Here is a 13,430-nt window from a genome sequence, read left to right on the forward strand (position 1 = left end):
ATGCGGCACTTCTCCACTGGTACGCGGAGGAATGTTTCGAAGATGACGGAGAAGCATGCGCAGAATTGTGTTTTGTCGCTGATGTGTTTGCGCAGAAATTTTCGCTGCACCCCATAGCTTCAGCCAACGCAGAAAGCTGCTGGCAGCTTCGTGCCAAGAGATTGCAGACAGGTGGCAATCAATTCGGGCGCGGCTAATTACTGAAGAAGTGGCTAGTCGGAAACCCTTAAAAAATCACCCGGCAATGCTCCCCCTTTTCCCCTCGTTGTGGAGAAGGTGAGCAGCACCAGGAACACTGAATAGCATCCTCAAGCAACCTGGTTTGAAGGAGTGATAATACGCGTTACGCGGTGGTGATCGAAAAAGCAGGAAACAATTTTTCCGCTTACGTGCCGGACCTACCCGGCTGTATCGCGACCGGTGCTACGGTGCCTGAGGTGGAACCGAAATTCGCGATGCCATACGCTTTCATATCGAAGGCTTGCGTGCTGGTCGGCTGGATGTGCCCAAAGGGGTCAGCCTGGCAGAATATGTAGAGGCGTAGGGCCACGCCTTCCCTTCTCCCGTTCTTGTGGGAGAAGGGAAGAACTGCCCTCCCTCAAAAGGGGAAGGAGACAGACTCAGTTCACGGCGCTGATGTTGCCCAGGCGGAGAAACAGCGTTTCGCCGGAAGAATCATCGACGCCGTCATTGTCGGTGGCGACGAAGATATCTCCGTTCTTGTCGATGGTGAAACCTTCGACCTTGTCGACGGCATAGCCGTTGGTTGCTGATTTCAGGTCGCCGATAATGTCGCGCACCGGCGTCTTTTCGACCAACGGCAGTTCGCCACCGAGCTTGGCCGGTTTGAAGGCGTCGAGCGTCACCGAATAGACGCGCTTCACCTTTGCCAGGTCGCCGATCTGGTTGTCGCGTTCGAGGATGTAGAGCTTGCCGTCATGCGCGGTGATTTCCGATAGCCCCACCCAGCCAGCCTCGGTCGCTTCGAGCGGATAGCGCACCGCCGACCATTCCTTGGCCTTCGGCTTGTAGGCCAAAAGCTTGACCTGGCCCTTCGGATCGTCGGCCCATTCGCGCTGCACCGCCATCACCAGCATCAGCTCGTCGCCCTCGCCGATCGCGGTGATGCCTTCGAGACCGAAGCGCGTCTGGTGGGCGAGCAATTCCATCGGGAACCCGATTTCCTGCTTGATCTCGCCCTTGTCGTTGACGCGCAGGATGGCGTGCGGGACGAGCTTTGCCGGATCGCCTTCATTGGCAAGCCAGAAGCCGCCTTCACCGTCGGCGACAAGACCTTCGATGTCGAGCTTCTGTGCAGGGTGGCCGGCACGCGTGACGATGGTCTTGCCGGTGATCAGCGCCGGGGTCTGCGTGGCATCGATCTCGAAGATCGAGGGCGCATTGGCATAGAACGAGTCCGAGGCCGCGAAGAGCTTGCCGGCAGCGTCGCCGGCCGCGAGCGCCGAAAGCGCACCCCAGCCGAGCGGCGTGCCGTCCGCCGTGAGCTTTGTCGTGATCATCGGGTAAGTGGCGGCACTCTTGGAGCGTTCGTAGATCATGACATGCGAGCGGGCGAGCCCGTCCTCGACCAGATCGGCCTCGTTGGCGGTGACCAGGAGATTGCGCGACGGGATCGCGACCAGGCCTTCCGGCCCGATGCCGGACGGCAGGATCTGGACAAATTGGGGCTCCGCGCCCGTGTCCTTGTAGACGCCGACAACGGAGCCACGCTCGGAAGCGACGAAAATCAGTCTGCCTTCGCCGAACGTGCCGGTCTCGAGGCCTTCCGGCTCGATGCCCTTCTTGTTGCGGTCGTCGGGATAATGGCCGGCATTGGCGACCTCGTACTCGAAGGACGGGCCGGATTCGTAGAGGACCTCGCCCTTCTTGCTGAAGATCGTGAAGCCGCGCGAGCCGCCCTTGTAGTCGCCTTCGTTGGCGACGACGAGACGGTCATTGTCGAGCCATTTCACGGCGTCGGGTTCGCGCGCGACGTTCTCCATCTTGCCATCGAAGGACAAGGCTCCGTTCTTCCTGTTGTCGATCTTGTCCAGCGTGACGGAGCCCGCGGAGAAGTGCGTGACGATCGCGCCGGTTTCGGCATTGACGATGGCGATGTGATTGTTCTCCTGCAGCGTGACCGCGATCTCGCCGGCCTCGTTGAAGGCGACGAATTCCGGCTCCGGATCGTCCGCCGCGACTTCGGCAATGCCCGCCAGGTTGACGGTCTTCATCGTCGCGCAATCAGGCTGGCCTTCGGCAAGCGTGAAAATCTTGAGGTCGCCCGCCGGCAGCTGCGGAATGTCTCCGTCGTTCAGATCCTCGTCGCGCTCGTTCTCGATGGCGATGGCCAGGAACTTGCCGTCCCTGCTGAGCGCCAGCGAGTCCGGCTGGCCGCCGAGGTCGCAGGTGCTTTCGATGGCCTTGGAGGCAAGATCGATGACGGTGAGGTTACCCGAAGGCTTGGCTTTGCTCTCCGACGTGTTGACGCCGGCCAGCACCTTGCCGCCGATGGCCACGACCGAGGTCGGCTCGCCGTCGATCTTGACGATGCCGCCGGCCTTGGGCGCCTTGGGGTCGGCGAGGTCGATGAAGCCGACCGCACCGAGCGGGCTGTCGGAATAGACCAGCGTCAGGCCGTCTTCGGTGGCCGTGATGATCTCGGACGACGTCGGCGTGGTCTTCTCGATGTCCGCCGGCAGGTTTGCGGCGACCGCGAAGCTCGCGACCCGGTTGAACATCATGTCGGCATGGGCCGGCAGCGAAACGGTGGCAGCAAGCGCTGCCGTCAGGACGAAAAGCGCGGAATGGCGGGGCACGGGTGGCGTCTCCTGTTCGAATGGAAGCCACCTGCTTTGGGGGAACGACATTTCAAAGCGATGACGGATCCATGACAATTCCGCGACAGCCTGGTGCGACACGTCCCTCATGAAGAGCTCATGATCGGCGAAGTCGGGCACGAACCTCTTGAATCCGACTTCCAGCCGCTCACAGGAACGAACGTCCATCGCATGTCCTGAAAGCCGACTTTCGTCCCTCAGCGAGAAAACCATGGCGGACAACCGATTTGCGCTCGCTAAAAGGCAGGTCGAAACACAGCCTTGTTTTCTGCCCCTGGGATAAGCTGCCGGCGTCCTGTTGCCACGACCCCACTGAAAAGCGTAGTCCATTGCCCAAGTTCCGGAAATAACCGGAGCCATCTCCAACGCGGTCAGCGACGATGAACCTTAGCGTAGCCGTTTTCGCCAGCGAACCGGAGATTTGCCAAATACGTCTCGCGCCTTTACTCGATGCGCTGACGAGGACCGGGGCGATAGCAAACTATGTCTTGCTGGACCGTGACTTGGCGCCCATTGGGCGGCGTGATTTCGACCACTTCAATGCAGTGATTGTGCAGAGGAATATCAGCAAAGCGCAGCTCGATTTTCTCGCGCGCCACCGCATTCGGTTCATTTATGACATCGACGACTTGATCCCCCGGCTGCCGGCTCACCAGCACCGTGACACGCAGGAGACCAATCGCAGGATCGCCTGGTGCCTCGCTCATGCAGACGCCGTGTCGACACCCAGTCAAAAGCTTGCAACCGAGCTCGAAGAAGCGACCAGTATCGGTTTCGGAGATCGCAGCATCGTCGTTCCAAACGGTCTCGAGCCTATCGCGGTGAACGACAGCAGATGGGCCGCCCCAGCTACGAAGCTGCTTTGGGTTTCGAGCGACCTTCCGATGGTCGAGACCGAAGCGCCGGGGCTTGCTGAGGCGATTGCCACCGCCGCAAACGACGTTGGCCTGACGGCGGTCCTGATCGGCCGCTTCCCCGACCACGTCCGGTCCTTGTTCCGCCAGGTCGAGCATATCCCCAGACTGGTATTCGCCGACTACCGGAGATTTCTCGCCTCGGTCGGCGAAACGATGGCGGTCGCGCCGTTGCCGATCCATTCGGAGAGCCATCAGGCCTTTATCGATTCAAAGTCCGACATCAAGGCAGTTGATTTCCTCGGCCACGGCATTCCAGCGGTCTACTCGGCCGCCTGGCCTTACCGAAACAGCGATCTCGCGCCGGCGCCATTGGTGGCCAACACGCCGCAGGCGTGGCGCGAGGCGATCGCGGAAGTCGCGGCGCACCCGGCCCGGAACATCGACTGCGTGAGGGTGGAGGCCGTTCACCTGCGGCGATCATACGCGACTGTCGCGACCGTACTCGGCAAACAGCTTGCCAACGCCTCCATGCCATATCGGCCGCTGCCGCGCGCCTCGCTCAATTCCGTCCTGCGACGCTGGGAGCGTCGAATGCGGAAATGGCGGCAATCCCGACGATAAGGATTCATTCAACTCAAGGGCTTGCTGGCTTTCACCACCAACTGCGAGCCGCGAGCACGCCCGCTTGCGTTGACCAGCCTTTCGACGAGCAGCATGGCGCGTCCGTAGCGCTTCTCCAGCCACTCGAACGGATCGAGCATGCTGCCGCGGCCGGTCTTGCGGATTCGCCAGCTCATCACGGCGATACGGTCGGCGCCGGACGGCGTGGTTTCCACCACCGGATCCGAGAAATCGGCGGATTTAAGCAGATCGGTCATGCTTGACGGCGTGAAGATGTTGAGATGGCGCGGCGGGTCGAGGGCCATCCAGTCGCGACCGAAATGCCTGTGACCCCAAGCAGCGGCGTTCGGGGTCAGCATACGCAGCTGGCCGCCAGGCTTCAGGATTCTCAGGCATTCCTGCAGCGTCGCCTTCGGATCAGGCAGATGCTCGATGACATGGCTCATCATGACCGCATCAAAGGTCGCCGCCGCAAAGCCCTGCTCATGAACCGACCCAAGCCTGACATCCAGCCCGAGTTCACGGGCAGTAGCAGCGGCCTCGCCGTCGAACTCGACGCCGACCACGTCACATCCCAGTTGCTTCAGCGTCCAAAGCGCTCGCCCGTCCCCACAGCCGATATCGAGAACCTTCAGGCCGGGAGATCCGATGTCGATGTGACAAATCTGGTCGTCGGCTTCGAGTTTCCGACGATAACGCAAAGCGAACATCCACGAGAGCAGCCGATCGCCTGGACGTTGCTGCGCCTTCGGACCATACACCGACTCAAGATAGGTGCGTTTCGCCGAGGACAGGCGAGGCACGCCGTGCCTTTCATGCGTGAAATAGTCGAGATAGGCTTGCCCGAGGTCATCCGGAAGCGGGGCCGGATCGAGCCAAAGGGTGCCGCAGACATCGTTGGAACATTGGGAAATCGACCATTCTCCGGGCGACGAGAACAGACGGTCGACCAGGCCGCGGTATCGCACCGCGCCCGCCGAACCACACACCACGCATTTTGGGCGCTCAATCGTCCTCATGTCGATCCCCCGAATCGTGCCGATCCGCGCTCGATGAACGCGATTTTCGCCGTTTGATCGCATCCGCCTGCCAAAATCAAGCAATCGCCGCATCGAAGCCCGCTTGCATCATCGGCTCTAGCGAACTGTTACCTTTTTGATATCTGCCACGCGCTTGAAAGCGGTTCCGAACGCCGATCGGTCGATTGTAGGGAACGGAACCCGTAGCTTTGAGAACAGATACTCTTCGTCCTCGACCATTCGAGGGAAATAAATGAGCGTATGCGGTATGTCGTACTCTGCCAGCGTGACAATGAGCATGCTCAACGCCTCTCTCAAAGCATTTTCTTGCTGAGACGGGAACCGCACTCCCCAGAGGCCACCGGGCACGGATGCCTTCTTCTTCAAGCGGCGGCGCAAGCGTTTGAACCATGGGACTTTGACTGACGCATCTGCCTCGACCCGACTTCTTGCGGCCAATTTCAAGTCGCGAACCGGGACAATGGCATGATCAATAGCCAGCTTGCCCTGCGCGAGGATGCCGCCCAACGTCAGGGACAGATGAGGGTCTTTGACTACATAAGGCGCGTCGTCTTTAGCGATATCATATTCCAGCCCGGCGCGTGTCGAGTAGACGTCCCCGAGGCGATCGCGCCCGGTCTCGATGCCGAGCTCGCTCAGGAGTTCGACCAGAAACGTCGTGCCGGCACGCCCGGTGCCAGAAATGATGATGTGTCTTCTCATCACGAGCCGGTTTTTAAGAACGTTGGCGACGTGTCAACAGATTGTCAACAGATTAAAGCGCAGCGGCAGCAACAAAAAGTTGTAGATCTGCTCATCGGTGAAGCCGAGGGCGGAGAAGCCTGCAATGCATCACCGACGATTACTCGCTTTCAGGTTGCAAGAAAGCCATGACCCATTTCAGGCCAGGCGCATGGCATCAACGATGAGATGATTGCCACCACCGGCAAAGCAGTAATATTCTTACAACCCGCCTTGGTGGTTTTTTGTTGCCCAACGGCGTGGCCCGGTCCGGCTGGCCAGAGACAGGAGGCTCAGTCTCAGCGCCTCCGGCCAGTTGTAGGTGTTGACGATTGCTGAAATCATCGTGCCTTCGGAGTCTTACAACATGCTGTGAGCACCCCCAGCCCATCAGACCTTTGTCCGGCCAGCATGTGCAGGTGCAATAGCCCTGGGCATAACACGCATAAAACTTGCGAAATTCCCTCTTGGACGGGCAGATGATGCGGGCGCCACGCGGCGGCGGCCGCTTTCACAGACGCCTCACCTGCGGGGTTATTTTTGCCTGAGAAGTAGTCGCTCAACGACCTCTCGCGTCGATACCTGCCAGTCGGGCATGGTCCAGCCGAACACGCGTTCACCTTTGCGCGTATCCAGGCGGGCGTCGAGCGGTCGTCTGGCAGGCGTCGGAAACTCGGCTGACGTGACGTCGCGGATAGTAGCGGAAGGCCCTTCAGCCTCCCGGCTGCAGGCGAGGATATGGCGCGCGAAGCCGCTCCGGCTTGCGAATCCTCTGCCGGCAAGATGGTAGATGCCCCATGCGTCGAATCCGCTCGCGGTCACGATCTGAGCTGCGGTTAGGACAGCGTCCGCGAGGTCAAGGGCGGAAGTAGGGTTGCCCCATTGGTCACAGACGACGGCAATTTCATCGCGGTCGGCCGCCAAGCGCAGCATCGTCTTGACGAAATTGGCGCCGAACGGGCTGTAAACCCAAGCGGTGCGCACAATCACATGTCGCGGGTTCGCCATCGCGACGGCGCTTTCGCCGGCCAGCTTCGAGGCTCCATAGACTCCGCATGGAGCCGGGGCCGCTGTCTCGTCATAGGGCGCGCCGGCATCGCCATCGAAAACATAGTCCGTCGAAAGATGGATGACGGGGATGTCGAGGTCCTTGGCTACCTTGGCGACGTGGCCCGCGCCGGCGGCGTTCACGGCGAACGCCACTGCCGGCTCCTTCTCCGCTTCGTCGACCGCAGTGTAGGCCGCAGCCGAGACGATGACGTTGGGCCGCGCCGCGCTAATCGCTTTGGCGATGCCGTCAGGGCAAAGCAGATCAAGCTCCGGTCGCCCGATCGCACAGACCTCAATCCCGGCGCGACCGGCGGCGCGCTCCACCAGGCTGGTAACCAGCTGGCCGTTACGACCGGTGAGCGCCAGTCGCATCGGCATCTACCTTTGGACGACCCAGCCGCTGGCCTTGGTATCGCTCCTGGCGGATTGGCTCCCACCACCAGCGGTTTTCCAGATACCAGTCTATCGTCTTTGCAAGGCCCGACTCAAAGCTCTCTCGAGGTCGCCAGCCAAGTTCCCGCTCCAGCTTCGAGGCGTCAATGGCATAGCGGCGGTCATGGCCGGGACGATCATCGACGAAAGCAATCAGATCGGCGTGGCGCCTACCGCCAGGGCGGGGGCGCTTGGCGTCAAGCAGGCCACAGATCGCCTCGACCACTTCGAGATTGGTGCGCTCGCATCGCGCACCGACGTTGTAGCGCTGCCCCGCCAATCCCCGAGTCGCGATGCATTCGATGGCTCGAGCGTGATCCTCGACGAACAGCCAGTCGCGAACATTGTCCCCTGCCCCGTAGACCGGTAGCGGCCGCTCATCAAGGGCGTTGAGAATGGTCAGGGGGATCAGCTTCTCCGGGAAGTGGTAGGGTCCGTAGTTGTTGCTGCAATTCGAGATGACGACCGGCAAGTCATAGGTTTTATGCCACGCTTCGACCAAATGATCCGATGCCGCCTTCGATGCGGAGTAAGGCGAGGAAGGAGCATAAGGTGTCGTTTCGGTGAACATTCCGCCTTCGAAAGGAAGCTCTCCGTAGACCTCATCGGTCGATACGTGGTGGAAGCAGAAGCCTTCCCGACGCCCGGCGGGAAGGGACCGCCAGTAATCGAGCGCCACATCCAGCAGGCGGAATGTACCGACGATGTTGGTGTTGATGAAGGCGGCCGGCCCTTCGATGGAGCGGTCGACATGCGTCTCGGCCGCCAGGTGGATGATCACCTCTATGTCGTGGCCGCGCAGGATCGCGCCAATCTTGGCCGTATCGCTGATATCGGCTTGGACGAACTGATAGCTGTCCGCATTATCGATGGTGTTGAGCGACGCAAGGTTCCCGGCGTAGGTCAGGCAATCGACATTTGTGACCCGGTGGCTACCTGTCGCGACCAGATGCCGGCACACGGCAGACCCGATGAAGCCCGCACCACCCGTGACGAGAATATTCATGACGCGACCCGGGCCTTACGCGCCTGGTCCTCAGGACAAGGCAGCCAGCGAGAGGTGTTCAACGGAGGCGAAAATCTATGCAAAGATTTCGTCCTTTCCGCGCAAGACCGCCAGGCTGGGCGCTGTGCGGTCCTTGTCCGAAAGCTGGTCGTGAGACGGTTGTTCGGGCCACTCTATGCCCAGATCCGGATCATCGTAGCGGATCGAGCGTTCATACGCCGGAGCGTAGTAGTCGGAAACCTTGTAGATGACCTCCGTATTATCTTCCAGGGTCATGAAGCCGTGCGCACAACCCTTCGGAACGAATAGCTGGTTTCCCAGATCGGACGAGACAACAAGCGCGCACCACTTTCCAAATGTCGGGGACGACCCGCGCACGTCGACAGCGACGTCGAGAATCGCTCCGCGGCCGACGCGGATGAGCTTGTCCTGTGCGTGGGGCGGCAATTGGTAGTGGAGCCCCCGAACCACACCGCGCTTGAGCGAGAGCGATAAATTGTCCTGGACAAACGTGACATCGATGCCTGCCTTCGCCATGCGCTCGGCATTGTAGGCTTCGACGAAATATCCGCGCGCATCGAAATGGCGCCTTGGACAAAACTCGAAGACGCCTGTGAGGGGCAGCGGACGGAAATCAATCATGGCCACCCATTTCGGCCAGGCGCCGCTGCAGATAGGCGGCATAGGCATTCGCCCCCAGCTTCGCCACACGAGCGCGCAATCGTTCCGGATCGATCCAGCCCTTCTCAAGGGCAATCTCTTCCGGGCATGCGATCTTCATGCCTTGGCGACGCTCTATCGTTTGAACGAAGGACGAAGCCTCGTGTAGGCTGTCATGCGTGCCCGTGTCGAGCCAGGCGTAGCCACGGCCCAATCGGAGGACCTTGAGCGTCCCGCGTTCGAGATAGGCATTGTTGATGGCCGTAATCTCAAGTTCTCCCCGCTCGGAGGGCTTCAACTTCGACGCAATATCGATCACGTCGTTGTCGTAGAAATAGAAGCCCGTGACCGCCCAATTCGAAAGCGGCGTGGTAGGCTTCTCATGGATCGCCAGAACCTTGCCGGTCCGCTCGTCGAAAGTCACGACACCGTAGCGCTCCGGATCGCTCACCTGATAGGCGAAAACCGATGCGCCGCTTGATTGGCTGGTAGCGGCTCGGCAGAGATCTTGCAGGCCGTGGCCGAAATAGATGTTGTCGCCAAGGATCATTGCGACGCGATCCTGGCCGATGAATTCCCGGCCGATAAGGAAGGCCTGGGCAAGACCCCCGGGTTTCGGCTGCTCGGCATAGGAGAAGTCCAGGCCGAACTCGCTACCGTCGCCGAGAAGATCGCGAAACAGAGGAAGATCGCGGGGCGTCGAGATAACGAGGATCTCACGGATATCCGCCTGCATCAGCACGCTCAGCGGATAGAAGATCATCGGCTTGTCGTAGATGGGCAGGATCTGCTTCGAGACGACAAGCGTCAGCGGGTAGAGCCGGCTTCCGCTCCCTCCTGCCAGGATTATACCTTTCATTCGACGCTTGCCCCCCATCTTCCCCTTCGACGAAACACGCAGAAGGTTACAGTGTCAATCGGCCCGATGAACATGCCCAATTGCTGACAGCGGGTGGCCGGAGTCCTAGTTGCCGATCATCGCATCTGGTTTCATCGTCACACGCGAGAAGAAGGAGGAAAGAGCCCCTACTCCGCTTCGGCCACCATCTGCCGCCCGCCAGCCCAGTTCCGCCAGGCTCTCTCGTCGCCGTTGAAGACGTTGAGGTCGATGCGGCCCCTCACGCCGTGCGACAGGCCGGAGCCGGAATACTGCCAGAACACCCATTTGCGGCCGGGATAGACCTTCGACGGGTGCTTTGCCACCGCGCGCAGCCAGAACGGATAATCGGGGAAGGCCCCACGCAGATTGTCGCGGTAGAAATCAGGCGCGGTGTAGATGATCGGCCGCTGGCCGTAGTGGCGTTCCAGCCTGTCCATGAACACCTGCATCTTCTCCAGCACCTTTTGCCGGGACGGCCGCCGCTTGCATCTCGATTCGCCGTTCCACTCGACATCGATCACCGGCGGCAAGGCGCCCTCGACCCTCGGCACGTTGCGGATGAACCAGTCGGCCTGTTCGCTGGCGGTGCGGCACCAGTAGAAGAAATGGTAGGCGCCGCGCTTCAGGCCGGCGGCATCGGCATTGCGCCAGTTCTTCCTGAACATCGGGTCGAGGTGGTCGCCGCCGTCGGTCGCCTTGATATAGGCGAAGTTCGCGCCCTGCGCGCGCAGCTTGTTCCAGTTGACGTTGCCCTGCCAGCGCGAGACGTCGACACCGTGAACGGCGAGATGTCTCGGTGATACCTTGCCGAAATTGATCGGCTTGGCGTCACGAAAACGATAGCGCTGAACCGGCTCGGCAAGGATCGGTGTCGCACGTGCAACCCGCTTCGGCGGCGCCACCAGGGCAATCGGCTCGGCGGGCGGTTCGATGCGTTCCGCAGGCTCCGGTGTGGCCATCGCCAAGGGTTGGTCCATCGCCTCTTCCTGCGCAAAGGCGGGCTGCGCAAAGGCAGGTGCGGCATCGGCCGCATCGACCGAGGTCACTGGCGCCGGCGGCCGCAGGATCGAGTTGGTCGTCTCGCTGGACGGAATTTGCAGCGCGTCGACGCCGGACGTGGACGTGCAGCCGGCGAGGCACAGGGATGCGATCGAGAAGATGACGACGCCTGATAACCGCATCTGGACCTGTACGCAAAACACAACAGACCGATGGCAAGACAACGCCGCCGGACAAACCAGTCCAGATTACTAACGGGAAATTACCAACAAAGGTTGAATCAAATTGTTAGGGAGTCTTCATCGAAACGTCAGACGCCCGGGTGACGCCAATCTCCCCACCGGGGGAGATGTCCGGCAGGACAGGCGGAGGTGCGAAGGATCGCTGACCTTGTCAAGCACCGCCGCCTAGCTGCACAACCATAGCTTGTCGCAGGTCTTGGCTATCATGTGGGCCGGAGGCACAAAGCGATCGTCAACGGGGCTGACCGGCGCATCATCTTCCGCCCGGCGAACCTTTTCTTCGAGCATCGTGCGAAGCTCGGCCGGCTGCACGCGGTCCCGCTCCATCACCAGCTTGACCATCGGATCGCTCAAGAGCTCTTCCAGGGTGTTGATAGTGTCGTTCATCCGTCGCCTCCTCGACTGCCGACCCGCACGTAATAGATAAGCGGCAATGATGGCTCGCCAATGACGCTTTGTCGGCTATCTCGTGTCCCGGATGAAAAAAAATTGGGCGTGCCTTGCTCCGCTTCAGTTTGGCGGCGGGGCGCCTTCATATTGCGGCAGTCCGTCGTCGAACTGTACCCAGGGCTGCCTGGAGGCGGTCCACATATGCATCTGCGGCTTGAATATGGAAGGGTCGTCCAGCGAGCCTGAGGTGATGCCGATGATGCCGGCGGATTCGCGCCGGGAGAACATCGTCGTGCCGCAGGCCGGGCAGAAGCCGCGCTTGAGATCGGGCGAGGAATTCACCGTCGCCACCGGCCCGTCGATGGACACGTCGTCGATGCGGAACAGCACGCGTGCGTTGAACGCGGCGCCCAATGCCTTCTGGCAAAGCCGGCAATGGCAGACGCGCTCATTGATCGGCGCGACATCGGTGCGGTAGCGTACCGCTCCGCACAGGCAGCCACCCTGATATTTCGTCATACCAGCGCCCTTTCTTCACTAAGATTGGCGGCAAGGTAGCTGCCGGCATAGCGGCGTCAATTGAAAAGCTTTGATGGCGCCATCTGTTGGCCTGATACTGCAGGCGGGACTTGCGGGTTCGGCAGCCGCGCCACTCCCGTCGTCGTCAGTCGCGACGCGCAACAAGCATCGCCGACCATCTCGCCCGAGACGGCCGGCAGGCAGTTGTCAGGTGGTCAGTTCGTTTCGTCGACGATCTCGTCCCAGGTCTTGACCCTGGTCTCGCCATCCAGGAAGGGCAACGCTGTGGCCACCAGTTCCGGGGCAAAGAACATATCGTAGTGGGTGCGGTTCGGCAGGATGGCAAGGCGGTTCTGCGACATGTTTTCGCGCATCCAGCCGGCGTCCTTCAACCCGCCGCCCAGCATCTGATAGAACTTGATCTCGTGCTCCGGCCGATACATGTCGCTGTCGCCGAAAGCCAGCATGACAGGCATCTTCAGCTTCGGCACATCGGCGGAGTAATCGTAGTCCTTGCGCATATAGGCACCGAGCTGATCGAGCAGCTTCGGAAAGTCCTGCGGATGCGGCGCGACCGCCACGTAGGATTTGTACATCGGCGTGTCCTTCATCATGTCGGCCATTGCCGCGCCGACCTGCGCCTGCTGGGCGCGCATATCGGCATAGAAGCCGTCCGCGGCATAGCCCGTCGACACCAGCACCAGCCGGCGCACGGCCTCGGGATGCTGGACGGCCATGCGGAAGGCGACACCGCCGCCCAGCGAATAACCCATGACGTCTACCTTGTTGTAGCCGAGTGCCTTGACGATCGCCGCCATATCGTCGCCCATCGCCTCAAGGCTCAGCGGCCGGTCGCCGAGCGCGGTGCGGCCATGCCCATGCAGATCGATGCCGATTACGGTGCGGTTTTCGGCAAGCTTCGGCAAGATCGGCGCAAACATCTCGGTGGTGCCGAGCCCGCCATGCAAGAGAAGCAGCGGTTCGCCCTGGCCATAGATGACGTAGTAGTAATTCAGGCCGTTGATCGGGAGCAGGCCGGATTTACCCGGCTTCGGCAAAGCCATCGTTTCGGCGGCCATGACGGGCTTTGCCTGCTCGGCGTTGATGGAGCCCGGCGCGGCGAAGAGCGCCGCAGCCGCGGTAAAAATGGCGAAAAACATCGATCTGGACATGT

12 protein-coding genes and 3 pseudogenes are annotated in these 13,430 nt (G+C 60.9%); 2 read left to right on the forward strand and 13 right to left on the reverse strand.

Annotated features, from left to right (window positions below; translation table 11 throughout):
• The first annotated feature begins 350 nt into the window (after positions 1 to 350).
• Positions 351 to 544, forward strand: a pseudogene (locus AC0NID_RS23835) (type II toxin-antitoxin system HicB family antitoxin).
• Between the two features lie 76 nt (positions 545 to 620).
• On the opposite strand, the gene AC0NID_RS23840 reads toward AC0NID_RS23835, so the two are convergent.
• Entirely contained in the window at positions 621 to 2,819 is a 2,199-nt protein-coding gene (locus tag AC0NID_RS23840; protein ID WP_473453111.1) for an esterase-like activity of phytase family protein, read from the reverse strand.
• A 464-nt stretch (positions 2,820 to 3,283) separates the two neighbouring features.
• Complete coding sequence (locus AC0NID_RS23845) at positions 3,284 to 3,937, reverse strand: hypothetical protein (protein WP_473453110.1); 654 nt, start codon at positions 3,935 to 3,937, stop codon at positions 3,284 to 3,286.
• On the opposite strand from AC0NID_RS23845, the gene AC0NID_RS23850 reads away from it, so the two are divergent.
• The gene (locus AC0NID_RS23850; protein WP_473453109.1) at positions 3,911 to 4,318 is read left to right on the forward strand and encodes a hypothetical protein; all 408 of its coding nucleotides are present in this window, start codon (positions 3,911 to 3,913) and stop codon (positions 4,316 to 4,318) included. The genes AC0NID_RS23845 and AC0NID_RS23850 overlap by 27 nt on opposite strands.
• Before the next feature lie 8 nt (positions 4,319 to 4,326).
• Here AC0NID_RS23850 and AC0NID_RS23855 read toward each other — a convergent pair whose 3' ends face one another.
• From AC0NID_RS23855 to AC0NID_RS23905, 11 genes and pseudogenes are all read right to left on the reverse strand, one after another.
• The gene (locus tag AC0NID_RS23855; RefSeq protein WP_473453108.1) at positions 4,327 to 5,337 is read right to left on the reverse strand and encodes a class I SAM-dependent methyltransferase; all 1,011 of its coding nucleotides are present in this window, start codon (positions 5,335 to 5,337) and stop codon (positions 4,327 to 4,329) included.
• A gap of 117 nt (positions 5,338 to 5,454) precedes the next feature.
• Positions 5,455 to 6,060, reverse strand: a complete 606-nt coding sequence (locus tag AC0NID_RS23860) for a hypothetical protein (protein WP_473453107.1) — start codon at positions 6,058 to 6,060, stop codon at positions 5,455 to 5,457.
• 552 nt (positions 6,061 to 6,612) lie between these two features.
• The gene (gene rfbD, locus AC0NID_RS23865) at positions 6,613 to 7,500 is read right to left on the reverse strand and encodes a dTDP-4-dehydrorhamnose reductase (protein ID WP_473453106.1); all 888 of its coding nucleotides are present in this window, start codon (positions 7,498 to 7,500) and stop codon (positions 6,613 to 6,615) included.
• Positions 7,475 to 8,566 carry a dTDP-glucose 4,6-dehydratase gene (gene rfbB, locus AC0NID_RS23870; protein WP_473453105.1) on the reverse strand — a complete coding sequence of 364 codons (1,092 nt, stop codon included), beginning with the start codon at positions 8,564 to 8,566 and terminating at the stop codon, positions 7,475 to 7,477. Before rfbB ends, rfbD begins: the two co-directional genes overlap by 26 nt.
• 75 nt (positions 8,567 to 8,641) lie before the next feature.
• Positions 8,642 to 9,208 (reverse strand): dTDP-4-dehydrorhamnose 3,5-epimerase, encoded by a 567-nt coding sequence (gene rfbC, locus AC0NID_RS23875; protein ID WP_473453104.1) that lies wholly within the window; start codon positions 9,206 to 9,208, stop codon positions 8,642 to 8,644.
• On the reverse strand, positions 9,201 to 10,085 hold the full coding sequence (gene rfbA, locus AC0NID_RS23880; RefSeq protein WP_473453103.1) for a glucose-1-phosphate thymidylyltransferase RfbA: 885 nt from the start codon (positions 10,083 to 10,085) through the stop codon (positions 9,201 to 9,203). The genes rfbC and rfbA overlap by 8 nt, the downstream gene beginning before the upstream one ends.
• Before the next feature lie 167 nt (positions 10,086 to 10,252).
• Positions 10,253 to 11,032 (reverse strand): annotated as a pseudogene (locus tag AC0NID_RS23885) (glycoside hydrolase family 25 protein); the annotation flags it as partial.
• A 107-nt stretch (positions 11,033 to 11,139) separates the two neighbouring features.
• Positions 11,140 to 11,287: pseudogene (locus AC0NID_RS23890) on the reverse strand (glycoside hydrolase family 25 protein); the annotation flags it as partial.
• Positions 11,288 to 11,512: 225 nt separating this feature from the next.
• Entirely contained in the window at positions 11,513 to 11,734 is a 222-nt protein-coding gene (locus tag AC0NID_RS23895; RefSeq protein WP_473453102.1) for a hypothetical protein, read from the reverse strand.
• Between the two features lie 123 nt (positions 11,735 to 11,857).
• Positions 11,858 to 12,256 (reverse strand): GFA family protein, encoded by a 399-nt coding sequence (locus tag AC0NID_RS23900; protein WP_473453101.1) that lies wholly within the window; start codon positions 12,254 to 12,256, stop codon positions 11,858 to 11,860.
• A 215-nt stretch (positions 12,257 to 12,471) separates the two neighbouring features.
• Positions 12,472 to 13,428 (reverse strand): alpha/beta fold hydrolase, encoded by a 957-nt coding sequence (locus AC0NID_RS23905; protein WP_473453100.1) that lies wholly within the window; start codon positions 13,426 to 13,428, stop codon positions 12,472 to 12,474.
• Positions 13,429 to 13,430: the final 2 nt, after the last annotated feature.

The organism is Mesorhizobium sp. WSM4821 (assembly GCF_055901555.1).

Bases quoted from the DNA above. Each gene is read 5' to 3' on its own strand.
- AC0NID_RS23850 (WP_473453109.1), top strand. From the start codon at position 3,911: ATGGCGGTCGCGCCGTTGCCGATCCATTCGGAGAGCCATCAGGCCTTT.
- AC0NID_RS23845 (WP_473453110.1), bottom strand. From the start codon at position 3,937: ATGGATCGGCAACGGCGCGACCGCCATCGTTTCGCCGACCGAGGCGAG.
- AC0NID_RS23855 (WP_473453108.1), bottom strand. From the start codon at position 5,337: ATGAGGACGATTGAGCGCCCAAAATGCGTGGTGTGTGGTTCGGCGGGC.
- AC0NID_RS23860 (WP_473453107.1), bottom strand. From the start codon at position 6,060: ATGAGAAGACACATCATCATTTCTGGCACCGGGCGTGCCGGCACGACG.
- rfbD (WP_473453106.1), bottom strand. From the start codon at position 7,500: ATGCGACTGGCGCTCACCGGTCGTAACGGCCAGCTGGTTACCAGCCTG.
- rfbB (WP_473453105.1), bottom strand. From the start codon at position 8,566: ATGAATATTCTCGTCACGGGTGGTGCGGGCTTCATCGGGTCTGCCGTG.
- rfbC (WP_473453104.1), bottom strand. From the start codon at position 9,208: ATGATTGATTTCCGTCCGCTGCCCCTCACAGGCGTCTTCGAGTTTTGT.
- rfbA (WP_473453103.1), bottom strand. From the start codon at position 10,085: ATGAAAGGTATAATCCTGGCAGGAGGGAGCGGAAGCCGGCTCTACCCG.
- AC0NID_RS23895 (WP_473453102.1), bottom strand. From the start codon at position 11,734: ATGAACGACACTATCAACACCCTGGAAGAGCTCTTGAGCGATCCGATG.
- AC0NID_RS23900 (WP_473453101.1), bottom strand. From the start codon at position 12,256: ATGACGAAATATCAGGGTGGCTGCCTGTGCGGAGCGGTACGCTACCGC.
- AC0NID_RS23905 (WP_473453100.1), bottom strand. From the start codon at position 13,428: ATGTCCAGATCGATGTTTTTCGCCATTTTTACCGCGGCTGCGGCGCTC.